A 24373-nucleotide genomic window follows, 5' to 3' on the forward strand; every position below is an offset into this window, starting at 1 on the left:
GTGAGCGGTTCGGGCTTCTCGAAGCTCTTCACGTAACGGCCGCGGAAAATCTCCATGCCGATGCCGAGTTGCAGGCCGGCCAGATCGGGCTGGGCGCTGTTTTCTTCGGGGAAGACGTCGATCAGCTTCACCACCCAGTCACTGTCGGTGCCCGATGTGCTGGCAAACAGATTGGCTTCCGGCTGGCCATGGATCTGCAGTGGCGCCTTCAGCGGTTGGGAGACATAGGTGACGACATCAGGCCGGACGCTCGCATGGCGCTGGTCGCTCACCAGCCATGGTCCCCACACCGTGCGGTCGCGCACGTTCACCGGCACCGGCACGAACGGCACCGGGTGGGCCGGGTCTGACACATAATCATCATGGGCAGCTTTCGCGGCGGGCGCGTTCAGGGACAGGCTGAAGCGGTCATCAAGATAGAGGTTCACCGTCTCGCCAGCGGGGAAGCGGTCGTGCCGCTGCCATTTGTCGGCATTCACCGCATAGGTGAACACCGGCGGCGTGTCGAAGGCTGGCGCGCCGGCCTTCAGATGGCTGTCGAGGAACGGCTTCATCACGTCGCGGCGGAATTGCAGGCCAGTGTCGCCGGCAAACTTCAGCACGCCCAGCGATGAGCCATCATAATTCACGCCCGAATGCCGCCATGGCCCGATGACCAGGCTGAGCATCTTGTTGCCCGTGTCCTTGGGTTCCAGCGCGCGATAGACGGCCGGGGCACCATAGCTGTCTTCCTGGTCCCACTGGCCCACCACCAGCATGGTCGGCACGGTCAGCGGGCGGGCGCCCAAAATCTTGTCGAGCGCCTGGCCCTGCCACCAGCTGTCGTACGATGGGTGCTCCATCAGTTTCTTCACGCCGGGCAGTGTATCGAGGCCATAGCGGGCGATATAGCCGCCCACCGATCCGGCGCTGAGGAACTCGGCATAATAATCGCGCTTGCCCATGGCGACGGGATCGCCATCGCCCTTGGTCGCGGTCTGCCCGGTGAAATAATCCAGCATGGTCTGGCGGAAGGCGCCGTTGTGGAACCAATCATCGCCCATCCAGCCATCGACCATGGGGGACATCGGCACGGCGGCCTTCAACGCCGGGTGCGGATCGACCAGCGCCATCAGGCTGGTGAAACCGGGGTAAGACGATCCGGTGATGGCAACGCGGCCGTTGGTTTCCGGCACATTCTTCACCAGCCAGTCGATCGTATCATAGGCATCGGTGCTGTGATCGGTCTGCGTGTTGTTCAGCTGCCCTTTCAGCGGCCGGGTGATCACATAATCGCCTTCGGATTTGTTGCGCCCGCGCACATCCTGATAAACGCGGATGTAACCATCGGTCACGAATTCGGCATCGCTGATCGGCAGGGTCTCGGTGATGGACTGGCTGGGATTGCGCGAGGTGTTCTTGCCGGCGTTGTACACCGTACGGGTCAGCAGGATCGGGCCATTGGCTGTGCCCTTCTTCATCACGATCACCGTGTACAATTTCACCCCGTCGCGCATCGGGAGCATCACTTCGCGGCGGATATAATCGGCCGCCGGGGTGACCGCTTCGAACTTGGGGCCGATATCCGGCAGCATAGTGGGTGTCTGTGCCGTTGCAGCGGTGGCCAGCAGCAGGCTGAGTGCGATCGTCTTGGTCATGTCCCCTCCGTTTTTTCTGTCATGGCCTGTGGCAGGCGCAGCGGCAAGCCAGTTGGCGGTATCGCGGCGATGGCGTATCGAAGGGCGCAGAGAGATACGAGGTTCACCCATGCGCACTGCTGCTTTTGCCATCCTGCTGATCGCCGCTCCTGCCGCCGCTGCCGACAAGCCCAAGCCGGCCTCGCCCGCCGTGGTGCAGAAACTGCTCGATTGCCGCGCCCTCACCGATGCGACGGCGCGGCTGGCCTGCCTTGATGCCGGCGTGGCCGCCCTGGCCGGCGCGGTGGAAAACCGTGATGTGCTGGTGGCCGACAAGGAAGAGGTGAAGAAGGCGCGGCGCGGCCTGTTCGGGCTGGCGCTGCCCAGTTTCAACCTGTTCGGCGCCGACAAGGACGAAGTGGCCGAAGGCGAGAAGAAGGACGAGCGCGGCGCGCTGACCGAGATCGAGGCGACCATCACCGCCGCCCGGCCCAGCCGCACCGCTGGCTGGCGTTTCGTGCTGGATGACGGCAGCACCTGGCTGCAGACCGACGCCATCAACCTGCGCCGCGATCCCAAGCCGGGCATGAAGATCCGCATCCGCCGCGCCGCGATGGGCAGCTATCTCGCCAATGTCGAAGGCCAGCTGGCAGTGCGGGTGAAGCGCGTGGTGGAATAAGCGGCGCTCAGCGCCCGGCCGCGTCCTTTGCCGGCATCGGCGGCAGCAGGGCTTCGGGATCGACCTTCACGCCGTTCCAGGTCATGCCCCAGTGCAAATGGGGCCCGGTGGAACGCCCTGTGGAACCGATGCGGCCAATCACCTGGCCCTGGGCGACGATGTCACCGGGTTTCACGTCCATCCTTGAAAGGTGCATCATCGCCGAAAACAGCCCGCGGCCGTGATCAATGATGATCAGATTGCCTTCCAGCATGAACGGCCCAGCCGCCAGCCGCACCACACCGGGGATGGGCGCTTTTACCGACGTTCCGTGCGGGGCAGCGATGTCCATGCCGCCATGATAGCTGGCCGGGATATCGCCATAAACGCGCTGGGCGCCGAAGTGCGTGGAGATGCGCCCGGTGGCTGGCCACTGGAAGGGCGCGCGCCAGAACGGCCAGGGCGAGATTTCGGCGCGGGCGGCCTTCACTTGCGCCACCTCGGCCTCGCGCCGGGCCTCATATTCCAGGTTGCGCGGCGCGTTGGGATCGGCCGGCGGGTTCAGGCGCGCGGGCAGGCGATCGATCACCCATTCGCGCCCCGTTACCACCAGATCGCGGCGGGCGCTGCGGCCATCCTTTGTGACCCACTCAAGGCTTTTGGTGCCGGTGAAATCGCGATCGACTCCAACCATGAAGCGGCCATCGCCATCCAGATGCACCGGCTGGCCATCAAGCCGCAGATCGTGGCTGCCGGCGGGCAGCGACGTGATCAGCAACTGGCCCTGCACGGCCGTGAGCGGCTGGGCGACGGCCAGCGGCAATGGCGCGGCCGCACCAGTGATGGCGGCGGTCGCCACCAGCACGGGTAGGGCCAGATAGCGCATCACGCGGGAAACATGCCCTTGGCGCGCATTTCGGCATAGCGCTTGCTGGCGAGATCGGCGCTGAAATAGGCTTCCTGCAGCTCGTGGCTCCAGTAACGCAGGGCCGCCAGGTTGATGCGCTGGCCGGTAACGGCGCACAGCACATGATCGCCGGCTTCGACGATGCGATAGCTGCCCGATTCATAGAGCAGCTTGGCCGGGCGGCCGAAACGATCGAGCATCAGAACAAACTCCCCTGCGGCGGGACAGGCCCAATGGGCTTTGACGTGAAGACAGGCGTTTCGCCATCTGCAAAGCGGATCGTCAAGCTCGGCTTTGCGGCGGCAGCGCCGGCGGAGGCGACGACATGGCCATCCGGGCCGGTGACAATGGCATAACCGCGGGCCAAAACCGCGAGCGGGCTGAGGCTGTCCAGCATGCGTGTCGCCTGTGCCAGCCTGGCGGACGCCGTGGCCAGCCGCGATTCGATCAGGAACGGCCGCAAGCCGGCACCGATGCGGGTGAGTTTCTGTGCATCCGCATTCAATGGCCGGGCCAGCGCCGGGGCCAGCCGCGCCGAGGCGCCGGCCAGCCGTTCGCTGCTGCGTTCCAGCCGCGCGGTGAGCAGGGCGGGGCGCAGGCGGCTGCCGGCATTGGTCAGGCGCAAGGCCACCTGCGCGGCGCGGGCGTTGAGCGCATTGGGCAGGCGTTCGGCAAGATCGTCGATGCGTTGCGCCACCAGCCCGATCAGGTTGCGCGGCTGCGGCAGCCGGCGGGCGAGGCCGACACTGCGTTCACGGCGCTGTTTCCAGCCGCGCACCACGCCGGCATCGAGCCGGCCGGCCATCATGGCGATGGAGGCGGCGAGTTCGGCGCGCACCGGCACGGCGCGTTCGGCGGCTGCGGTGGGGGTGGGCGCGCGCCAGTCCGACGCGTAATCGATCAGGGTCGTATCGGTCTCGTGGCCCACGGCGCTGATCAGCGGGATCTGGCTGGCGGCGGCGGCGCGCACGACATTTTCCTCGTTGAAGGCCGCCAGATCCTCGATGGAGCCGCCGCCGCGCGCGACGATGATCAGATCGGGGCGCGGAATAGGCCCGCCGGCGGGAATGGCGTTGAAGCCGGCGATGGCATTGGCGACCTGCGCGGCGCTGCCTTCGCCCTGCACCGCCACCGGCCACACCAGCACGCGGCGCGGGAAACGGTCGGCAAGGCGGTGGAGAATGTCGCGAATCACGGCGCCGGTGGGGCTGGTGACGACGCCGATCACGCCGGGCAGCCACGGCAGTTGTTGCTTGCGCGCCGGATCGAACAGGCCTTCGGCTTGCAGTTTCAGCCGCCGCGCCTCGATCTGGGCGAGCAGCGCGCCAACGCCGGCCGGCTCCATCGATTCGACGATCAGCTGATATTTGGAACGGCCCGGATAGGTGGTGAGCTTGCCGGTGACGATGACTTCCAGGCCGTCTTCCGGGCGGAAGGAGAGGTTTGCCGCCGGCCCGCGCCACATGGCGAGATCGATCAGGGCGCGTTCGTCCTTCAGGCTGCCATACCAATGGCCGCTGGATTGGCGGCGGAATCCCGAAAGCTCGCCGCGCACGCGCACCTGGCCAAAGGCGGTTTCCACCGTGCGCTTCAGCGCGCCGGCGATCTCGCTGACGCTGTATTCGGGGGTGTTGTCCGGGATTTCGTTCACTTGGCTTCCTTAAACCTTGGATGGCCACCGGGAAACCGCCTTGCCGCGACATTTTGGCATGATAGGGAAGGGCGCATGAGTGCATGCCCCGAATCTGTTGATATCCTTGTGCTGGGCGGCGGAGGCCGCGAGCATGCGCTGTGCTGGAAATTGAAGCAGTCACCGCGTTGCGGCCGGCTGCTGTGCGCGCCGGGCAATGCCGGCATCGCCGAAGTGGCGCGGTGCGTGGCGCTCGATGTGACCAACCCCAAGGCCGTGGTGGATTTCGTGGCGGCCAATGGCATCGCGCTGGTGGTCGTCGGCCCGGAAGCGCCGCTGGTGGCCGGCGTTGCCGACGCGCTGCGTGCCGCTGGCGTGCCGGTGGTTGGCCCTTCGGCGGCAGCGGCGGAACTGGAAGCCTCCAAGGGCTTCACCAAGGATCTGTGCGCGCAGCATGACATTCCCACGGCGCGGTTTCGGCGTTTCGCCAGTGCGGCCGATGCCCATCATTATGTCGCCGTCCACCCGTTGCCGGTGGTGGTGAAGGCCGATGGCCTGGCCGGCGGCAAGGGCGTGACGGTGGCCGAATCCAACGAGGAAGGCCTCGCCGCGCTGGCCGAGATTCATGGCCCGGTGGTGGTGGAACAGTGCCTGGAAGGGCCGGAAGCCAGCCTGTTCATCCTCACCGACGGCGAAACCGTGCGGGTGCTCCCCACGGCGCAGGATCACAAGCGGCTGCGCGATGGCGATGAGGGCCCGAACACCGGCGGCATGGGCGCGATCTCCCCGAGCCCGCGCCTGACGCCCGCCCTGCAAGCCCAGGCGATGGAGCGCATCGTGTTGCCGACGCTGGCGGCGATGAAGGCGCGCGGCACGCCGTTCCAAGGCTTTCTCTATGCCGGGCTGATGCTCACCACCGATGGCCCGATGCTGATCGAGTATAATGTGCGGCTGGGTGATCCCGAAGCGCAGGTGCTGATGCTGCGGCTGGAATCGGATGCGGTCGAACTGATGTGGGCGGCCGCGACCGGCAGCCTTGGCGCGGTTGATCCGGTGTGGAGCAAGGATGCAGCGGTGACGGTGGTGATGGCCGCCAAGGGCTATCCGTGGCGGCCAGTGGCCGGCACCGTGATCGATGGGATCAGCGCGGCCGAAGCGCTGGGCTGCCACGTGTTCCACGCCGGCACCAAGCGCAGCGAGGATGGCAGGCTGGTCGCCGCCGGCGGCCGCGTGCTCAACATCACGGCGCTGGGCCATGATATTTCCGAGGCGCGCGCGCTGGCCTATGCGGCTATTCGCAAGATAAGATGGCACGGCGGCCATTTCCGGCGGGATATCGGCAAGACCGCCTGATTCCGCCGTTTCGGGAGAGGCGCGATGAGCGATCGGCAAGAGCAGTTTTCGGGCACCAGTGCGGTGCGTCCCGGCCAGGAGATCGACGCCGGCCGCCTCGCCGAGTGGATGCAGGCCAACGTGGAAGGCTATGCCGGCCCGCTGAGCATCGAACAGTTCAAGGGCGGGCAATCGAACCCGACCTACAAGCTGATCACGCCCGGCCAGAATTATGTGCTGCGCCGCAAGCCGCCGGGCCAGTTGTTGCCCTCTGCTCACGCGGTGGACCGCGAATACAAGGTGATCACCGCGCTTTACGCGCAGGGCTTCCCGGTCGCGCGCACCTTTGGCCTGTGCCAGGACAATGACGTGATTGGCACCTGGTTCTACATCATGGACTGTGTGGACGGCCGGGTGATCTGGGACACGACCTTCCCCAACGTGCCCAAGCCCGAGCGCCGCGCCTATTTCGACGCCATGAACAAGACGATGGCCGATCTGCACATGATCGATCCGGTGGCGGCTGGGCTCGGCGATTTCGGCAAGCCGGGCAATTATTTCGCGCGGCAGATCGGGCGCTGGTCCAAGCAGTATCTCGAAGACGTCGACGCTGGGCGTTACGGCCCGATGGACAAGCTTGTGGAATGGCTTCCCGCCAACATCCCGCCGGGCGATGAAGTGGCCATTGTCCACGGCGATTATCGTTGTGACAACATGATCTTCCACCCCACCGAACCCCGCGTGCTGGCGGTGCTGGATTGGGAACTTTCGACGCTGGGCCATCCGCTGGCGGATTTTTCCTATCACCTGATGATGTATCGCATGCCGCCCAGCACCACGACGGGCCTGGTGGGCAATGATCTGGAAGCGATGGGCCTGCCTTCGGAAGCGGAATATATCGACGCCTATTGCCGCCGCACCGGCCGCGATGGCATCCCCGACATTGATTTTTATGTTGCCTACAACATGTTCCGGCTGGCCGGCATCATCCACGGCATCAAGGGCCGGGTGATCCGCGGCACCGCCACATCGGCCCATGCAAAGAAAAGCGCCGAAGGATTCGAGGCGCTGGCTGATCTGGCGTGGGCACAGGCGCAGAAACTGGGGGCGAAGTAGGGTCTAAACTCAATCAGGATAGGGGTCGCCACGTTGTCAGGAAGTCCGATAGAAGTGAGTGAGTGCAGCCAGATAGCAGCGCTATCTGGCAACCGAACGAGCGCGCTATCGGACTTCCTGACAACGCCCGCAGGGTGGGCCGGAGCGGCGGTATGGCGTCGTTGCGGTCGCTTGCCGGGGGGCGAAGCCCCGCCTGCGCGCCCGCGCCTCGCCATATCGCCGCTCCGGCCCATGCCGGCCCCTATCCTGATTGAGTTTGGACTCTAGCGCGTGAACCGCTGGCCGCTTTTCTTGGCTACCCTCGTGGCCGGGCTGCTGCTTGGCTGGTGGACAATCCAGACGCCGACGCCGGTTGATGCCAGTGCGCCGGCCGATCAGTTCAGCGCCGGCCGTGCCATGGCCGATGTGCGGGTGCTGGCCCGCGAACCCCACCCCACCGGTTCGCCGGCCAATCTGGCGGCCATTGCCGAAATGGAACGCCGGCTGGCCGGGCTGGGCTTCACCACCCGCCGTGTCGTCACGCCGCTGGCCGAGAAACCGGCGCAGCGGCTGGCGAAATGGGGCGGCAACCCCAACGCACCCGCCATCAGCCTTGTTGCGGTGCGCGCCGGCAAGGATTCCGCCGCGCCGGCAGTCGCGCTGCTGGCGCACCATGATTCGGTGTGGGCCTCTCCGGGGGCGGCCGATGATATCGCCGGTGTCGCCGCCGCGCTGGAAGTGGCGCGTGCCATTCCGCAGGCCACGCAGGCCCGCGATCTGGTGCTGCTGTTCACCGATGCCGAAGAACTGGGCCTGGTCGGTGCGCGGGCCATCTTTGCGCCGGGTGCGGCGGCTGATCCGATTGCAGAGCGCATTGGCGTCACGATCAACCTGGAAGCGCGTGGCGGCGGCGGCCGGGCGATGATGTTCCAGACCGGGCCAAAGAACGGCGATCTCGTCCGCCGCCTTGCTGCTGTCGCACCGGGCGCTTCGGCCAGCAGCCTGGCTGTCACTCTCTATGAAAGCCTGCCCAACGATACCGATTTCACGCCGGTGAAACTGCGCGGCCAGGCCGGGCTGAACTTCGCCTTCATCGGCGACGCCTGGGGCTATCACAGCCCGCTGATGACACCGGACCGGCTGGATCAGGGCGCGCTTCAGCATCTGGGGGATAGCGCGCTGGCCATCACCCGCGATCTTGTCACCGCCGCCGAACTGCCCGCCCGCAGCGAAAACGCCGTCTTTGCCAGTGCGCCGCTGATCGGCATCATCGCCTATTCCCCCGCGACCGGCTGGGGACTGTTGGCGGGCATCGCCGGTCTGCTGCTGCTGGCAGGCTACTGGCGGCGGGCCGAATGGACGCTGGGCGGCATGCTGATGGCGCTGGGCCAGGCCGTGCTGGCGCTGATCATCGCCGGGCTGTTGATGTTCGGCCTCAACCTGCTGTCGGGCAGTGTGGGGGCCGAATATTATGACCGGCTCGCCGCCCTGCCGCGGCTGGAGGTGGTTGCGGCCTTGGCGGCGCTGGCCGTGCTGATGTTCCTGGCGGCCGCGCCGGCCGGCAGCCTGTGGGATCGCTGGCTCACGTGGGTCGCGCTGTGCTTCGCCGGCGCCCTGGTCGCGCAGATCGTGCTGCCCGGAGCCGGGCCAGTGCTGGCTTGGCCGGCGCTGCTGGCGGCCATCGCTGCGGCATTGGGCGCGCGGCCCGGCGCCACGGGCATGGCGCAGGTCGCCCCGGCGGCGCTGCTCGCCATTCCCGGCCTCGCGCTGGGGGCGGAATTGTTCCACTTCGCCTTCCTCGGCATCGGCGCGCCCTTGCCCTATGCCACCGTGCCGCTGCTGATCCCGGTGCTGGCGCTGCTGGCGCCGCTCACGCCCGATGGCCCGGGCAGCCTTGGCAACCGCCGGCCGGCGGTGCTGGCAGGTGGCGTTGCGGTGCTGCTGGCAGCGTGCCTGGCCCTGTGGGTCAATCTTGATGAGCGCGCGCCCTCGGTGCCGCCCTATGCCGGCACCGAGAAGAGCCAGGGCTGACGTTGTGGCGCGCCGTCTCGTCCTCGGCATGTTCGTGTCGCTGGATGGTTTTGTCAGCAGCGGCACTGGCAGCGAGGACTGGATCTTCCGCAGCGGTGACGATGCCACCGATGCCTGGGTCATTGCGCAACTGGATCAAGCCGGCCTGATCGCCATGGGCAGCCGGTCCTTCGCCGATATGGCGGGCTATTGGCCCACGGCGGAATCGCCGTTCGCCGCTGTTATGAATGCCACGCCCAAGCTGGTGTTCAGCCGCAGCCGGGCCGGCGCAGCTGCTGCTGACGGATCATGGGCCAACCCCTTCATCGCCAGTGGAGAGCTTGCCGACGCGGTGGCGCACTGGAAGGCGCAACCCGGCGGTGACATACGCGTGCTGGGCGGCGCGCTTTTTGCGCAGGCGCTGGCCGCAGCCAAGCTGGTTGATGAATTTCAGTTGATGCTCTGCCCGGTGGCGCTGGGTTCTGGTGTGGCGCTGTTCGCCGGCCTGCCCCAGCCGCTCGACCTGCAACTCGCGTCCGCGCAGCACTTCAGCGGCGGCGCCATGGCGCTGGTTTATCACCCGGCGGCCTAGAGAAACACGCACACCGTCTGCCCATCGGGCGGCGGGCAGCGAAGGGAAATGCGGAAGGCGATGGCATAATGCACGGTGCCCGGCACTTTCTTGCCGGCATCATCGCGTGCCGGCAGGAAGCGCCAGTTGATTCTGGCCAGTGCGCAGGCGTCGGCGGCCAGGCCAGCGGGCAGATCGGCACCCTTCGTTGCCGTGCAACCGGTCACCACGCCCTTGGCATCGATCGCCAGATCAAAGGCGATATCACCCTCCACCCCGGCGTTGCGGGCCGCTTCGGGATAGGCTTCGCTGTCGAGAATCACCTGCTTCGGCTGCGGCGGTGTGGCGGCGATCAGCACCGGCGCCATCAGCAGCAGCGCGGCCCGATTCATGCAGAGGCTCCATCCTGCTTCCGGCTAGCCAGCAACTTGTCGATCTTGCGGCCATCCATGTCGATGATCTCGAACTGCCACGGCCCCACGCGGAACTTCTCTCCGGTTTGCGGCAGGTGGCGCAATTGTTCCAGCGCCAGGCCCGCAACCGTTTCATAGTCCCGCTCCTCGGGCAGGGGCACGCCCAGCAGGTAGCCCAGTTCGTCCACCGGCAGCGCACCCGATATCAGCCAGCTGCCGTCATCACGCTCAACGGCGGGCGGATCATCATGATCATCGACATCACTGCGGAAGGCGCCGGCAATGGCCGACAGCACGTCGGACGGGGTCACGATGCCTTCGAAATGGCCATATTCATCATGCACCAGCGCCATCGGAATATCGGCATCGCGCAGCGCGTTCAGCGCTTCCACGGCGTCGATCACGTCGGGCAGCACGGGGGCGGCCCGCGCCAGCGCCGCCAGATCAAGCGGCTTGCCTTCGATCAGCGCCTGCACCACGTCGCGCGCCTGCAGCACGCCGATGATGTCGTCCACGCCGCCGCGTGCCACCAGGATGCGGCTGTGCGGGGTGGCCGCGAGACGCGCCCGCACCACGGCCTCATCAGCGTCGGCGTCGATCCATTCGACTTCGCCGCGCGGGGTCATCACGCCGCGCACGCGCCGGTCAGCCAGGCGCATGATGCCGGCGATCATGTCACTTTCCTCGGCATCGATGACGCCGGCAGTCGTGGCTTCGGCCACCACCGATCGCAGTTCCTCTTCGGTCACCGTCTGGTCGCCTTCGCGGCTCTGGCCGAGCAGACGGAACACCAGCTTGCTCGACCGGTCGAGTACCCAGACAAACGGCGTGGTGAGCCGTGCAAATTGCAGCATGATCGGCGCCACCAGCACGGCGATGGCTTCGGGCGAACGCAGTGCGAACTGCTTGGGCACCAGTTCGCCAACGATCAGCGAGAGATAGGTGGCGATCGCGATCACCACGGCAAAGCCGGTTTCTTCGGCCAGATGCGCCGGCAGGCCAAACCACAGTGCCAGCCGATCCCCCACCGGCACCGCCAGCGTGGCGCCGGAATAGGCACCGTTGATGATGCCCACCAGCGTGATGCCGATCTGCACGCCCGACAGGAAGCGGCTTGAATCCTCCGCCAGCGTCAGCGCGGTTTTGGCGCCCAGCGATCCGCGTTCGGCCAACCCGCGCAGTCGTGGCCGCCTGGCCGAAACGATGGCCAGTTCCGACATGGCAAAAAAGCCGTTGAGCAGGATCAGGCCGGCGATGATCGCGGCGTCCAGCCAGGGGAAGGGGGCCATTGGCTCCGGGCACATAACGCGGGGCCAGGGTGCCCGCTCAATGCCTTCATACGGGAAGCAGGGCGGCGCTGCAAAGCCCGTTCATGATGGAGCCACACGCGTTTCGGGGCGTAGTGGCTGCGAAGGAGAATGACGTTGAAGAATGTAATCATGATTGCCGCGCTATCCGGTGCCCTTGCGCTTGGTGGCTGCGTTACCGACCCCGAAACCGGCGACAGGCGCATCTCGCGGCCGGCCGGCACGGCAGCGGCTGGCGCGGGTGCGGGCGCCTTGCTCGGCGCGCTGCTTGGCGGGCGCAATAATCGCGCTGAAGTGCTTATCGGGGCCGGCGTGGGTGCCATCGCCGGCGGCGCTGTGGGCAGTTACATGGACAAACAGGCGCGCGAACTGAAGCAGCGCACGGCCGGCAGCGGCATCGAAGTGGAACAGCGCGGCGACGAAATTGCCATCAAGCTGCCTTCGGGCATCGCGTTCGACACCAACGAGTCCAGCGTGCGACCGGACATGCGCCCGGCGCTCGATCAGGTCGCGAAGACGCTGGCGAGTTATCAATCGACCTTCATCGATGTGACCGGCCACACCGATTCAACCGGCGGTGACGCGATCAATCAGCCGCTTTCGGATCGCCGCGCCAGCGCGGTGGCAGATTATCTGCAATATCAGGGCGTGCAGCGTGCGCGCATGGCAACGCGCGGATATGGCGCGCAAATGCCGGTGGCGACCAACGACACCGACGCTGGCCGCGCGCAGAACCGCCGGGTGGAAATCCGACTGTCACCGGTGACGCAATCGGACGTGGCGCGCCCCAATTCCTGAGGCCTAGCTCCTGAGCGTCGCGCCCAGCTTTGCCGCTGCTGCCACCACCTTGGCCGACACCGCTTCGATGTCGGCTTCGGTCAGGGTGGCCGTCGTTGGCTGCAGCGTGACTTCGACGGCAAGGCTGAGCTTGCCCGGTTCGATGCCGGGGCCGCTGTAGCGGTCGAACAGGCTGACGCCTGCGATCAGTGCCTTGTCGGCACCAGCCACCGCGCGCAGCAGGCTTTCGGCCGGCAGGCTGGCATCGACCACGAAGGCGAAATCGCGGCTGAGCGGCAAGAGCGGGCTGGGCGCCCAGGCCTCGCGCTTGCGGCTGCGCGGCGGCAGCGCATCGAGATAGAGCTCGACGGCGGCCACCGGCCCCTTCACGTCGAACTGCGCCGAGGTGCGGGGGTGGATGATGCCGAAATCGGCCAACGCCACCTTGCCCAACACCAGCCGGCCAGCGCGGCCGGGGTGCCACCAGCCGTCCGCCGGTGCGACGACCTGCAGGCGCTGCACGGGCGCGCCCAGTGCCGCGAGCGCGGCGAGGGCTTCGGCCTTGGCGTCATAGGCGTCGGGCTTGGTGGCAGGGCCGGAGCGCCAGTCGCGCCCCCGGGCTTCGCCGGCCATCAGGATGGCAGCGGTCGGCCGCTCGGCGTCGGCGAGATAGCGCTGGCCAAGTTCGAACAGGCGCACGGAGGATGCGCCGCGATCCATGTTGCGGGCGGCGGCGGACAGCAGCCCGGGCAACAGGCTGGGGCGCATGGCGGCCATGTCGGCCGAGATCGGGTTGGCAAGGTTGAACGCCGCGCCGCCGAAGGCATCGGCCTCGGCCGGCGGCAGGAAGCTCCAGGTGATGGCTTCGTCATGGCCGCGGCTGGCCAGCACGCGGCGCAGGCGGCGTTGGGTGCGCTGCAGCGGGGTGGCGGTTGGGGCGGCAACGCCTTCAGCGCGCGGCAGCGGCGTGGCGGGCACCTTGTCGAGGCCGTGGATGCGGACGACTTCCTCGACGAGATCAGCCTCGCCATCGACATCGCGGCGCCAGGACGGGACGGAAACCTGCCACGTGTCGCCGCGCGTCACGCCGAAGCCGAGCCGGGTGAGGATATCGGCCTGCTCGTCTTCGCCGACGTCCAGCCCGGCGAGGCCGAGCACACGCGATGGGCGATAGGCGATGCTGCGGCTTGTGTCGGGAATCTGGCCGGCGACAACCATTTCCGAAGCCTCGCCGCCGCACAGTTCGAGCACCATCTTGGTGGCGAGTTCCAGGCCAGGCACGACGAACAGCGGATCAACGCCGCGCTCGAAGCGGGCGCGGGCGTCGCTGTTGATGCCGAGCGCGCGGCCGGTGGTGCCGATGCGTTCCGGGGTGAAATACGCCGCTTCGATCAGCACGTCGGTGGTGGATTCGGAACAGCCGCTGTGTTCGCCGCCCATGATGCCGCCGATGTCGTGCACGTCGGCGTCGTCGGCGATAACCGTCATCGTCTCGTCGAGCGCATAGGTCTTGCCGTTCAGCGTCAGCACGCTTTCGCCAGCGCGGGCGCGGCGGGCCGTGAGGCCACCGTTCAGCTTGGCGACGTCATAGACGTGCAGCGGGCGACCGCTGTCGATGCTCAGGAAATTGGTGATATCGACCAGCGCCGAGATCGGGCGCAGGCCCACGGCGCGCAGGCGGCGTTGCAGCCAGTCCGGCGAGGCGCCGTTGCTCACGCCGCGCACGATGCGGCCGGCGAAGGCCGGGCAGCCCTCGGCGTCCTCGATGGTGATCGGGCGCGGCATCGGGAAGCTGCCGGCCACCGGCGCGATGCTGCGGGCCTTCAACGTGCCGATGCCGGCCGCGGCCAGATCGCGCGCAATGCCAAGAATCCCCAGACACTCCTGCCGGTTCGGCGTGATGGCGATATCGAACACCGGATCATTGAGGCCCGCCCAATCGACATAGCGCGCGCCCACCGGCGCATCGTCGGGCAGGGCGATGATGCCGTCATGCTCGTCGGACAATTCCAGCTCGCGCATGGAACACATCATGCCCTTTGATTCGACACCGCGGATCGCCGCCACCTTCAGCGTGATGCCGCTGCCGGGCACATAGGTGCCGGGCGCGCCGAACACGCCCTTCATGCCGGCGCGTGCATTCGGCGCACCGCACACCACCTGCATGGGCTCGCCGCTGCCGGTATCGACGCTCAATACCTGCAACTTGTCGGCCTGCGGGTGGCGCTCGGCAGTGAGCACATGCGCGATGGTGAAGGCACCCAGCGCTTCCGCCGGGTTCTCGATGCCTTCGACTTCCAGGCCACAGCCGGTCAGCGCCGCGGCGATCTCGTCGACGCTGGCGCTGGTGTCTAGATGGTCCTTGAGCCAGGACAGGGAGAACTTCACGAGACGGCTCCAGCAGAAATGGAGGGCAGGTCAAAGGCCGAGAAGCCGTTGTGCTTCAGCCACTTGATGTCGCCATCGAAAAAGGCGCGCAGATCGGTGAGGCCATATTTCAGCATGGCAAGGCGATCGACCCCGGTGCCGAAGGCAAAGCCCTGCCATTCGTTGGGGTCCAGCCCGCAGGCTTCGATCACGCGCGGATGCACCATGCCGCTGCCCAGCACTTCCAGCCATTTATCGACCTGGCCGGCGCCGGCCGGCTTGCCGGTCTTGCTGTTGTAACCCACGTCCACTTCCACCGATGGTTCGGTGAACGGGAAGTAGGACGGGCGGAAGCGCAGCACGACGTCGTCCACCTCGAAGAACGCCTTGATGAAGGTTTCCAGCGTCCAGCGCAGATGCGCCAGCGTGATGCCCTTGTCGATCACCAGGCCTTCGATCTGGTGGAACATCGGCGTGTGGGTGGCATCGGAATCGCTGCGATAGACGCGGCCGGGCGCGATGATGCGGATCGGCGGCTTCTGGCTCATCATCGTGCGGATCTGCACCGGCGAAGTGTGCGTGCGCAGCACCATGGTCGGCTGGCCATCGATGTAGAAGGTATCGTGCATGGCGCGCGCCGGATGGCTTTCCGGGATGTTGAGCGCGCTGAAATTGTGCCAATCGTCCTCGATCTCCGGGCCGCTGGCGACGGCGAAACCCAGATCGGCGAAGATTTCAGCCAGTTCGTCCATCACCTGCGAAACCGGGTGGATGGAGCCGGCGGTGGGCAGGGCGACGGGCAGGGTCATATCCTGCTGTTCGGCAGCCAGCTTGGCGTTCAGCGCGGCTTCGTCGAGCGCGGCTTTCTTGGCGGCCAGCGCGGCGGTGACGGTTTCGCGCAGGCCGTTGAAGGCCGGGCCGTTCACGGCGCGCTCCTCTGGGCTCATGCCGCCCAGCGTCTTCAACAGGGCGGTGATGCTGCCCTGCTTGCCCATGGCAGCGACGCGCACGGCCTCCAGCGCCTCGGGCGTGGTGGCGGCGGCGATGGCGGCCAATGTATCGGCCTGCAACTGGCTGGTGTCGGTCATGAAAAGCCTGTCGGAGTATGAAAAACGCAAAAGGGGCGCGCGCCAGTGAAGGCGCGCGCCCCTTTCAGCTTGTCGGCTGCGTAAGGTTTACGCGGCCTTCGCCTCAAGAGCGGCCTTCACCTGGCCGATGATGGCGGTAAAGCTTTCCGGCTGGTTCATGGCCAGATCGGCCATCACCTTGCGGTCGATCTGCAGGCCAACGATCTTCACGCCGTTCATGAACTGCGAATAGGTCAGGCCTTCTTCACGCACGGCGGCGTTGATGCGCTGGATCCACAGAGCGCGGAAATTGCGCTTGTTTACCTTGCGGTCGCGATAGGCGTACTGGCCGGCCTTTTCCACCGCTTGCCGCGCGATGCGGATGGTGTTCTTGCGGCGGCCGTAAAAGCCCTTGGCGGCGTCGAGAATGCGCTTGTGCTTGGCGCGGGTGGTTACACCACGTTTGATACGCATGGGTTTCCTCCCTTACTTCAGGCCGTACGGCGCCCAGGCATGCACCCGGGCGGTATCGGACTTGGCGAGCACATCGGTGCCGCGATTCTGACGGATATATTTGGCGTTGTGGCTGATCAGGCGGTGGCGCTTGCCGGCCACACCATGCTTCACCTTGCCGGTGGCGGTGATCTTGAAGCGCTTCTTGACCCCGCTCTTGGTCTTCATCTTGGGCATTTCGGTCTCCTTTTAAAGACGCATCAAAAACGGCCATGGCAGCCCTTCAGCCAGGCCGTTCGGTTCATGCGAAGGGCGCGCCATAGCTTGTTGGGTGGAGGCACGCAACCCTGAGGGCGGAATCTGCTTGCCGACTCGGATTTGTTCTTGTTACGTTCTATACGTTCCGCAAGGGAAGGGAGCAGACACATGATCGGCTATGTCACCGTGGGTACAAATGATCTGGCGCGGGCCGCCCGATTCTATGATGCGATCGCCGCCGAGATGGGGGTGGGGCGAATGATGGAGTTCGACAATTTCATCGCCTGGGGCACGCCCGGCGGCGCTGCCGGCATCGCGGCGACAATGCCGTTTGACGGCAATGCGGCCAGCGTGGGCAATGGCGTGATGGTGGCGTTTGAAGCCAAGGATCAGGCCCAGGTGGACCGGCTTTACGCCATCGCGCTGGCGCATGGTGGCACCGATGAAGGCCCGCCCGGCCCGCGCGGCGATTCCGGGTTCTATGCCGGCTATTTCCGCGACCCGGATGGCAACAAGCTGAACGCGTTCGTGATGGGGTGAGCCGCGTTTCGGCGCGGCGCGTGATGGGGTGAGCCGCGTTCCGGCGCGGCGCGTGATGGGCTAGGCTCTGCCCGGTGTGGCCGACAGGTTGGCCACTGCCACGCCGGTCAGGGCAAAGGCGCGCTCCCAGCGTTTGTCGATGGGCGTGTCCCAAACGGTCTTTGCGTCACCCGGCGCGAGGTGCCAGCCATGCTGGCGCATTTCCATGTCGAGCTGGCCGGCGCCCCAGCCGGCATAGCCCATCACCATGTGCCAGCGTTTCGGCCCATCACCGCGCGCGATCGCCTGCAGCACATCGAGCGTGGAGGTGAAGGCCCAGGCATTGCCCACCCTTATGGTGCCGGATGCAGCATAGTCTGCCTCGTGCAGCACGAAGCCGTGGCCGGGTTCGACCGGGCCGCCTTCCAGCACCAGGGCATCGGGCACCACGCCGGGATCAATGTCGAGTTGGGCCAGCAGCCCGTGCAGCCGCAGATCCGGGTGCGGCCGGTTGACCACCAGGCCCAGCGCGCCGCCTTCATCATGCAGGCACATGGCGATCACCGTGCGGTCAAAGCGGTCGTCGCCGATGCCGGGCATCGACAGCAGCAACTGGCCGGAAAGAAAAGGCGGGGTTTCCACGCGCCCACCATAGGCCCGCGCTGGACTCCAGACAACTTTGCAGCCGCACGCGCTGGACGCGCGTTGGGGCCAAGGCTAGGAACAACTCGCAGTTTTGCAGGCAGGAGATGCCCAATGACGATCAAGGTTGGTGATTCGATTCCGGCGATGACTCTGGTGAAGGCCACCGCCGATGGCCCCGCTCCGGTGACGACGGCCGAACTGTTTGGCGGCCGCACCGTGGCGTTGTTCTCGGTGCCCGGTGCCTTCACACCCACCTGCTCGGCCCGCCACTTGCCAGGCTATGTCGACAATGCCGAAGCCATGGCGGCCAAGGGCGTCGATGAAGTGGTGTGCGTGTCGGTCAACGATGCCTTCGTGATGGCGGCGTGGGGCAAATCGGCCCACGCCGATGGCAAGGTGACGATGATCGCCGATGGCAATGGCGATTTTTCCAAGGCCTTGGGCCTCACCTTTGATGGCAGCGCCTATGGCATGGGCGTGCGCGGTCAGCGGTTCTCGATGATCGTCAAGGACGGCAAGGTGGCCGAACTCAACATCGAACCGCCCGGCGCGTTCGGTGTGTCGTCGGCCGAACATCTGCTGGGGCAATTGGCCTGAGCCTGAAGCCCGCCCCGCGCAAGAACGGCCTTACCCGTCGCAATCTGCTGATTGCGGCGGTGGCCGGCACTGGCCTGGCCATCGGCTGGGCGGTGTGGCCGCGTGCGTCCCGACTGAACTGGGCGGCTGGGCCGGATGAAACCCTGATCAATGCCTATCTGAAGATCGGCGCCGATGGCCGCATCACCGTGGCGGTGGCGCAGGCCGAAATGGGCCAGGGTATCTGGTCGGCACTGGCACAGATCATCGCCGATGAACTGGGCGCCGATTGGCAGACGGTGGGTGTGGAGCCGGCACCGCTTGGACCGGATTACGCCAATCCCGGCCTGGCGCTGGGCGCGGCTGCCGGCCAGTCGGAGCCGATGCGCAGCCTGATCATGGGCGCCGGCCAGCGCGTGGCGCGGTTCCTCGATTTCCAGATCACCGGCGGTTCCAACAGCGTGCGCGCCTGGGAAATGCCGCTGCGCGCTGCGGGGGCGACGGCGCGCGAGATGCTGGTGAAGGCCGCCGCCCGCCGCTGGCAGGTGGATTGGACCGAGGTGGATACCGCCGGCGGCTTCGTGATCTACAAGGCCAATCGCCTGCCGTTCCATGACGTCATTGCCGATCTTGATCCCGATGATGCGCCGGAGGAGCCGACGCTGCGCACGGTTCGCAAGCTCGCCGGGCAGCCAGTGTTGCGGCTCGACATTCCGGCCAAGGTTGATGGTTCGGCGCGCTTCGGCATCGATGTGCGCCTGCCCGGCATGGGCTTTGCTGCCATTGCGCAGGGGCCACTGGGCGCCACCCCGGCACCGCTGGGTAAAGTTGCTCTGCCGCCAGGTGTTCGCCTCGTGGAGGCAGCCGGCTTCGTCGCCTGCGTGGCCGACAATTGGTATGCCGCGCACAAGGCGGTGACGGCGCTGCCGATCAAATGGCAGAAGGGTGAGGACCCGCCAGGCCCCTGGCAGATCGCGGCGGTGCGCGGCGCGCTGGCCGCAGATGGCAAGCCGTTCGGGCCGCAAGGCACGGTGGGCAAAGTGGTGCGCGACGAAGGCGATGTGGCGACGGCGCTGCAGCGCGGCGTGCTCACGGCCGAATACAGCCTGCCCTTCCTTGCCCATGCCTGCCTGGAACCGATGACCGCCACGGCTCGTGTGGTGGATGATCGCGCTGAAATCTGGGCGCCCACGCAAAGCGCCAGCCTGGCCGCCCGCGCCGTGGCCCGCGCGCTCGATATCGATGGCGATGATGTGATCATTCACCCGACGCTGATCGGCGGCGGTTTCGGCCGCAAGGTGGAAGGTGATGCCTGCGCGCAGGCCGCGTTGATCGCCCGCGCCGCAGGGCGCCCGGTGCAATTGATCTGGAGCCGTGAGGAGGATTTCGCCCACGACATGTTCCGCCCGGCCGTGGCGGCGCGCCTGCATGGCAAGGCGGCACCCGGCGGCATCACCGGCTGGAACGCGGCGATTGCCGTGCCGGATGTTGGCGCGGCGTTCGCGGGCCGCAATATTGGCAGCCTGATGGGTAGCCCATCGGCCGGCGCCGGCGCCATCGAAGGCGCGGTGGAACTGCCCTATGTCATTCCCAATATCCGCGTGCAGCATTGTCTGGCTGATTGCGCTGCGCCGCTGGGGTTCTGGCGCAGTGTTGGCCACAGCTTCACGGGCTTCATCGTTGAATCGTTCGTCGATGAACTGGCGATCGCCGCTGCCGTTGATCCCGCTGCCTTCCGCCTCGCCATGCTGAAGGACAAGCCGCGCCATGCCGCCGTGCTGCAGGCCGTGATGGAAATGGGCGGGCCGCTGGGGCGTGATGGCGGTGACGGGCCAAATGATCCGGCGGTGGGCCGCGGCATCGCCCTGGTGGAAAGTTTCGGCAGCATCGTCGCGCAGATTGCCGAGGTGGAGACGACACCCGGACAGCGCCCGCGCGTTACGAAACTGTGGGCGGCAGTCGATTGCGGGCGAGTGATCAACCCTGATACGGTGGTGGCGCAGATCGAAAGCGGCATCATCTATGGCCTGTCGGCCGCGCTTTTTGGCCGCATCGATTTTGACGCTGGCAAGGTGGTGCAGACCAACTTTCACGCCTATCCGCTTGTCGCCATGGCCGATTGCCCCGAAATCGAAACGCGCATCATCGCGTCTGATGCTGATCCCGGCGGCATTGGCGAGCCGGGCACGCCGCCGATCGCGCCGGCTGTCGCCAATGCGCTGTTTGCCGCGACGGGGAAGCGCTGGCGCAACCTGCCCTTCTTCGCCGCATGACCAGCCCGCTGATCCTGCCGCCGGCCGCACTGCCGGCCGATCACACGCCGGTGAAGACCGGGCGGATCGGCGTGCTGATGGTCAATCTTGGCTCGCCCGATGCGCCTGATGTGCCGGCGGTGAAGCGCTTCCTGCGCGAATTCCTGTCTGACAGCCGCGTGATCGAAATTCCGCAGATCCTGTGGCAGCCGATCCTCAACCTGTTGATATTGAACATCCGCCCGCGCACCACGGCGGCCAATTATGCCAAGGTGTGGATGGACGAAGGTTCGCCCATCACGGTGTACACCAAGCGCCAGGCGGCGGCCTTGCAGGTGCGGCTGGGTGCGGCCGTGCAGGTCGATTGGGCCATGCGCTATGGCACGCGCAGCATCGCCGATCGGCTGGCGGCGCTGATGCAATCGGGTTGCGATCGCATCCTGCTGGCGCCGTTGTACCCGCAATATTCAGCGGCAACCAACGCCACGGTGGTGGATGATGCCGCCCGGGCGTTGATGGACATGCGGTGGCAGCCAACGCTGCGCACCATGGCGCCCTATTTTGACAATCCCGATCATATTGCAGCGCTCGCGCAATCGATCCGCGATGGGGTGGCCAGGCTGGATTTCGTGCCTGATCTGATCCTCACCAGTTTCCACGGCATGCCGCTGCGCACGCTGGAAGCGGGTGATCCCTATCATTGCCAGTGCATGAAAACCGGCCGTCTGCTGGGTGAAGCGCTGGGGATGAAGGTCAAGGTGACCTTCCAGTCGCGCTTTGGCCGCGCTGAATGGCTGAAGCCCTATACTGATGACACGTTGCTGAACCTGCCAAAGGAAGGCGTGCAGAAAATCGCTGTCGTCTCCCCGGGCTTTGCTGCCGATTGCCTTGAAACGCTGGAAGAAGTGGCGATGGAAGGCCGTGACGAGTTCATCGAGGCCGGCGGCACGCACTTCGCCTATATTCCCTGTCTGAATGATAGCGACACCGGCATGGCAATGCTGGAAAGCATTGTGCGCCGTGAACTGGCGGGTTGGCTGTAAAGCCCCATTGAATCGGTCGCCAATCCGGCCCAAGATGTTTCTTAAGCCTGCAAATTGAACAGGCGTCTTCTGGTGTCTTGGGAACGAAGGGATGGGCGGCATATGGCAAGGGTAGCAGTGGTCACGGGCGGCACGCGCGGCATCGGCGAGGCGATCAGCGTCGCACTGCGCGACATGGGCTTCACGGTGGCGGCCAATTATGGCGGCAGCGATGACAAGGCGCGCGCCTTCACCGAAAAGACCGGTATCAAGAGCTACAAGTGGAATGTCGCCGATCACGAGGCCTGCCTTCAGGGTTGCGCTGCCGTTGCGGCCGAGCTGGGCCCCATTGATGTGGTGGTGAACAACGCCGGCATTACCCGCGATGGCACGCTGATGAAGATGAGCTGGGAAGCCTGGGACGAGGTGATCCGCGTCAATCTGGGCGGCTGCTTCAACATGGCCAAGGCAACGTTTGCGGGCATGAAGGAACGCGGTTTCGGCCGTTTCGTGCAGATCGGTTCGATCAACGGCCAGGCCGGGCAATATGGCCAGGTGAACTATGCCGCTGCCAAATCGGGCATCCACGGCTTCACCAAGGCGCTGGCGCAGGAAGGCGCCAAGTTCGGCATCACTGCCAACGCGATTGCGCCGGGCTATATCGATACGGACATGGTCGCCGCGGTGCCGCCGGATGTGCTGGCCAAGATCGTGGCCAAGATCCCGGTCGGCCGTTTGGGCCAGGCCAGCGAGATTGCGCGGGCCGTCGCCTTCCTGGTGAGCGAGGAGGCGGGGTTCATCACGGGCTCCACCATGTCGGTCAACGGCGGGCAGCACATGTATTGATGCGCAGCACCGCGAGCGCGCGTTCCGCGCGCCGACAGGTGCAAGCTCTACTAGCGGGGCGCCGGGCATGAAGCCCGGCTAACCCGTCTGACGTCAGCCGCGGGCTTTGCCCGCGGCGCTTCCCACCAAGGCGCCATGAGCCCGAAGAAATACAGCCTCACCATCCAGGGCCATTCGACCAGCCTGACCCTGGAACCGATCTTCTGGCAGGCCTTGAACGAGGCGGCGGCCAGCGATGGAAAATCGCTGGCCGCACTCGTTGCCGAAATCGACGAAGCGCGCACCACCAACCTGTCGAGCGCGGTGCGCGTGTGGCTGTTCGAACGCGCGCGCGGCGGTGGTGCCGGCCAAGGGGGAATGGGCGAATGATTGGCAACGCACGCGTGGCCGCAGCCTGGAGCCGGCGCAACCTGTTGCAGGCTGGGTTGGCAGTCGCTGCCGGCATGGCGGCGCCGGCACTGGCGGCCGAAGCTGCCGCGGGCGATCTGGCCGGCCTGTCTCGCCAGGTGCGCGGGCGGTTCCTGACCAGCGCCGACGCCGGATATGACGATGCCCGCCGCGTGTGGAACAAGGTCTATGATCGCCGCCCGCTGGCAATGGCACGCTGCGCCGATGTTGATGATGTGCGGCGCTGTGTGGAATTTGCCCGCCGTCATGCCTTGCCGGTCGCCATTCGTGGCGGCGGCCACAGCTATGCCGGCTGGGGCGTGGCCGATGGCGCGCTGCAGGTTGATCTGGGCATGCTGGACACGGTGACGATTGATGCGCAGCGCCGCATCGCCTCGGTGGGCGGCGGCACCCGCATCCGGCAATTGCTGGCGGCGTCCTATGCGCAAGGGCTGATCACGCCGATGGGGGCCTGTGGCGAGGTGGGCGTGGCCGGCCTGGCGCTGGCTGGCGGCGATACCGCAGCGCGCGGCCTGTTCGGCACCGCCTGTGACAATATCATCGGCGCCCAGATGGTGACGGCCGATGGCGATGTGCTGGAGCTGGGGCCCGACCGTAACGCCGATCTGTTCTGGGCGATCCGGGGCGGCGGCGGCAATTTCGGGGTCGTCACGCGGCTTGATCTGCAGCTGCATCCGATCTTGCCGTCGCACAATCTGGGCTTCCGTTTTGGCTGGACCGATATCGGTGCGGCCATGCGTATGTTCGGCGAACTGATGCGCACGGCGCCTGATCATGTCCGCATGGGCTTTGAGGTTGATCCTGCGACCGGTGCCGCGATGGGCTGCCGTGTCTATGGCAGTGAAGCGATGGCGGCGGATTATTTCGCCACCTTGCACAAGGCCTTCCCACGCGCCGAATCCCGATCGTCGCCAACCCGGCTCGATCCGGTCGGCGAGGTGTGGGAAACGACCAACCTGGCCGTTGATGCCGCCTTTCTGGAAGGCGTAGACGACGCGCTGGCTGCCGTGCTTGAGCGGGCGGCGCTGGCCGGGCGCGGCTTTGGCGCCATCCTGATGGGGCTTTCCAACGGCAAGGCGGCGCGCATCGGCATGACCGAAACCGCCTATCCGCTGCGCGGCACTGGTCTGAGCAGCATGATTTCCGCCGAATGGCACCGCCCCGAGGATCGGGACCGTGCGGTGAACTGGGTGACCGAGCATGGCGCTGCACTGCGGCCGTGGGCGCGGCGGGCCTATGTGAACTATCTGCCGCCCAGTTCGCCCGAGCGCATCCGCGATGTGTATGGTGTCAACTATCCCCGCCTGGCGGCGATCAAGGGCCGCGTCGATCCGGACAATCTGTTCCGGTCCAACCAGAATATCCTGCCGGCGCGGCCAGCCTGAATCGGTCAGCCGCGCTTTGGCGGCAGCGGGAAGAAACCTGAAGTGCGGCGGATATAATCCTCATAGCCCGGCCGGCGCTTCTTCAGGCTGTGCTCCAGCAGCGGCGCACCAGACCATTTGGTGAGCGTGAAGCTGAGGAACAGCGGGCCCACCACTGTCCACCACGGCGCACCGGCGGCGATGCTGACGATGAAGATGCCCCACCAGGCGGTGAAGTCGCCGAAATAATTGGGGTGGCGGGTGTAGCGCCAAAGCCCGG

25 protein-coding genes are annotated in these 24373 nt (G+C 66.3%); 13 read left to right on the forward strand and 12 right to left on the reverse strand.

Going from position 1 to position 24373, the window contains the following annotated elements:
* Window positions 1-1637 (reverse strand): CocE/NonD family hydrolase (locus RT662_RS03375; protein ID WP_313669155.1); only part of this gene is annotated, 1637 nt, incomplete at its 3' end.
* Between the two features lie 109 nt (window positions 1638-1746).
* On the opposite strand from RT662_RS03375, the gene RT662_RS03380 reads away from it, so the two are divergent.
* The gene (locus RT662_RS03380; protein ID WP_313669157.1) at window positions 1747-2295 is read left to right on the forward strand and encodes a hypothetical protein; all 549 of its coding nucleotides are present in this window, start codon (window positions 1747-1749) and stop codon (window positions 2293-2295) included.
* Between the two features lie 7 nt (window positions 2296-2302).
* Here the strand turns inward: RT662_RS03380 and RT662_RS03385 are convergent, their stop codons facing one another.
* Genes RT662_RS03385 through xseA form a run of 3 tightly spaced genes read right to left on the reverse strand, consistent with a single transcriptional unit; the run spans window position 2303 to window position 4832 of the window.
* Window positions 2303-3160: a M23 family metallopeptidase gene (locus RT662_RS03385; RefSeq protein ID WP_313669158.1), complete on the reverse strand. Its 858-nt coding sequence runs from the start codon at window positions 3158-3160 to the stop codon at window positions 2303-2305.
* Window positions 3160-3381 (reverse strand): DUF2093 domain-containing protein, encoded by a 222-nt coding sequence (locus RT662_RS03390; protein WP_313669160.1) that lies wholly within the window; start codon window positions 3379-3381, stop codon window positions 3160-3162. Before RT662_RS03390 ends, RT662_RS03385 begins: the two co-directional genes overlap by 1 nt.
* Window positions 3381-4832: an exodeoxyribonuclease VII large subunit gene (gene xseA, locus RT662_RS03395; protein ID WP_313669162.1), complete on the reverse strand. Its 1452-nt coding sequence runs from the start codon at window positions 4830-4832 to the stop codon at window positions 3381-3383. Before xseA ends, RT662_RS03390 begins: the two co-directional genes overlap by 1 nt.
* Window positions 4833-4907: 75 nt before the next feature.
* Between xseA and purD the strand changes: the two genes are divergently transcribed.
* The 4 genes from purD (at window position 4908) to RT662_RS03415 (ending at window position 9840) form a co-directional block, all read left to right on the forward strand.
* Window positions 4908-6164 carry a phosphoribosylamine--glycine ligase gene (purD, locus tag RT662_RS03400; RefSeq protein WP_313669164.1) on the forward strand — a complete coding sequence of 419 codons (1257 nt, stop codon included), beginning with the start codon at window positions 4908-4910 and terminating at the stop codon, window positions 6162-6164.
* A gap of 24 nt (window positions 6165-6188) precedes the next feature.
* Window positions 6189-7259 (forward strand): phosphotransferase family protein, encoded by a 1071-nt coding sequence (locus tag RT662_RS03405; protein ID WP_273434849.1) that lies wholly within the window; start codon window positions 6189-6191, stop codon window positions 7257-7259.
* Between the two features lie 291 nt (window positions 7260-7550).
* A complete protein-coding gene (locus RT662_RS03410) occupies window positions 7551-9269 on the forward strand; it encodes a M20/M25/M40 family metallo-hydrolase (RefSeq protein ID WP_313669166.1) in 1719 nt (572 codons plus the stop codon).
* Window positions 9270-9273: 4 nt separating this feature from the next.
* On the forward strand, window positions 9274-9840 hold the full coding sequence (locus tag RT662_RS03415) for a dihydrofolate reductase family protein (RefSeq protein ID WP_313669167.1): 567 nt from the start codon (window positions 9274-9276) through the stop codon (window positions 9838-9840).
* On the opposite strand, the gene RT662_RS03420 is transcribed toward RT662_RS03415, so the two are convergent.
* Complete coding sequence (locus RT662_RS03420) at window positions 9837-10211, reverse strand: energy transducer TonB (RefSeq protein WP_313669168.1); 375 nt, start codon at window positions 10209-10211, stop codon at window positions 9837-9839. The two genes, RT662_RS03415 and RT662_RS03420, sit on opposite strands and share 4 nt — an antisense overlap.
* Complete coding sequence (locus RT662_RS03425; protein ID WP_313669169.1) at window positions 10208-11521, reverse strand: hemolysin family protein; 1314 nt, start codon at window positions 11519-11521, stop codon at window positions 10208-10210. Before RT662_RS03425 ends, RT662_RS03420 begins: the two co-directional genes overlap by 4 nt.
* Before the next feature lie 129 nt (window positions 11522-11650).
* Here RT662_RS03425 and RT662_RS03430 point away from each other — a divergent pair, with 129 nt between their 5' ends.
* Window positions 11651-12337, forward strand: coding sequence for an OmpA family protein (locus RT662_RS03430; RefSeq protein ID WP_313669171.1), 687 nt, complete (start codon window positions 11651-11653; stop codon window positions 12335-12337).
* Between the two features lie 3 nt (window positions 12338-12340).
* Here the strand turns inward: RT662_RS03430 and pheT are convergent, their stop codons facing one another.
* The 4 genes from pheT to rpmI all read right to left on the reverse strand — a co-directional run bounded on the left by pheT (window position 12341) and on the right by rpmI (window position 16440).
* A complete protein-coding gene (gene pheT, locus RT662_RS03435; RefSeq protein ID WP_313669172.1) occupies window positions 12341-14704 on the reverse strand; it encodes a phenylalanine--tRNA ligase subunit beta in 2364 nt (787 codons plus the stop codon).
* Window positions 14701-15771: a phenylalanine--tRNA ligase subunit alpha gene (gene pheS / locus RT662_RS03440; RefSeq protein WP_313669174.1), complete on the reverse strand. Its 1071-nt coding sequence runs from the start codon at window positions 15769-15771 to the stop codon at window positions 14701-14703. Before pheS ends, pheT begins: the two co-directional genes overlap by 4 nt.
* An 87-nt stretch (window positions 15772-15858) precedes the next feature.
* Entirely contained in the window at window positions 15859-16224 is a 366-nt protein-coding gene (gene rplT / locus RT662_RS03445) for a 50S ribosomal protein L20 (protein ID WP_022679287.1), read from the reverse strand.
* A gap of 12 nt (window positions 16225-16236) precedes the next feature.
* Complete coding sequence (gene rpmI / locus RT662_RS03450; protein ID WP_017666847.1) at window positions 16237-16440, reverse strand: 50S ribosomal protein L35; 204 nt, start codon at window positions 16438-16440, stop codon at window positions 16237-16239.
* 189 nt (window positions 16441-16629) lie between these two features.
* Between rpmI and RT662_RS03455 the strand changes: the two genes are divergently transcribed.
* A complete protein-coding gene (locus RT662_RS03455; protein WP_313669181.1) occupies window positions 16630-17001 on the forward strand; it encodes a VOC family protein in 372 nt (123 codons plus the stop codon).
* 60 nt (window positions 17002-17061) lie between these two features.
* On the opposite strand, the gene RT662_RS03460 is transcribed toward RT662_RS03455, so the two are convergent.
* A complete protein-coding gene (locus RT662_RS03460) occupies window positions 17062-17622 on the reverse strand; it encodes a YqgE/AlgH family protein (protein ID WP_313669182.1) in 561 nt (186 codons plus the stop codon).
* A gap of 114 nt (window positions 17623-17736) precedes the next feature.
* Here RT662_RS03460 and RT662_RS03465 point away from each other — a divergent pair, with 114 nt between their 5' ends.
* From RT662_RS03465 to RT662_RS03490, 6 genes are all read left to right on the forward strand, one after another.
* Entirely contained in the window at window positions 17737-18222 is a 486-nt protein-coding gene (locus RT662_RS03465; protein ID WP_313669184.1) for a peroxiredoxin, read from the forward strand.
* A gap of 59 nt (window positions 18223-18281) precedes the next feature.
* A complete protein-coding gene (locus RT662_RS03470; RefSeq protein WP_313669186.1) occupies window positions 18282-20474 on the forward strand; it encodes a molybdopterin cofactor-binding domain-containing protein in 2193 nt (730 codons plus the stop codon).
* Window positions 20471-21496, forward strand: a complete 1026-nt coding sequence (gene hemH / locus RT662_RS03475; RefSeq protein WP_313669188.1) for a ferrochelatase — start codon at window positions 20471-20473, stop codon at window positions 21494-21496. Before RT662_RS03470 ends, hemH begins: the two co-directional genes overlap by 4 nt.
* A 102-nt stretch (window positions 21497-21598) precedes the next feature.
* Window positions 21599-22321 (forward strand): acetoacetyl-CoA reductase, encoded by a 723-nt coding sequence (gene phbB / locus RT662_RS03480; RefSeq protein WP_313669190.1) that lies wholly within the window; start codon window positions 21599-21601, stop codon window positions 22319-22321.
* A gap of 135 nt (window positions 22322-22456) precedes the next feature.
* Complete coding sequence (locus RT662_RS03485) at window positions 22457-22690, forward strand: ribbon-helix-helix domain-containing protein (protein ID WP_313669192.1); 234 nt, start codon at window positions 22457-22459, stop codon at window positions 22688-22690.
* A complete protein-coding gene (locus RT662_RS03490; protein ID WP_313669194.1) occupies window positions 22687-24114 on the forward strand; it encodes an FAD-binding oxidoreductase in 1428 nt (475 codons plus the stop codon). The genes RT662_RS03485 and RT662_RS03490 overlap by 4 nt, the downstream gene beginning before the upstream one ends.
* Before the next feature lie 5 nt (window positions 24115-24119).
* On the opposite strand, the gene RT662_RS03495 is transcribed toward RT662_RS03490, so the two are convergent.
* The coding region (locus RT662_RS03495; protein WP_313669195.1) for a DUF1295 domain-containing protein at window positions 24120-24373 on the reverse strand (254 nt) is incomplete at its 5' end.

This window comes from Sandarakinorhabdus sp. (assembly GCF_032115815.1).
Taxonomy (GTDB): Bacteria; Pseudomonadota; Alphaproteobacteria; order Sphingomonadales; family Sphingomonadaceae; genus Sandarakinorhabdus.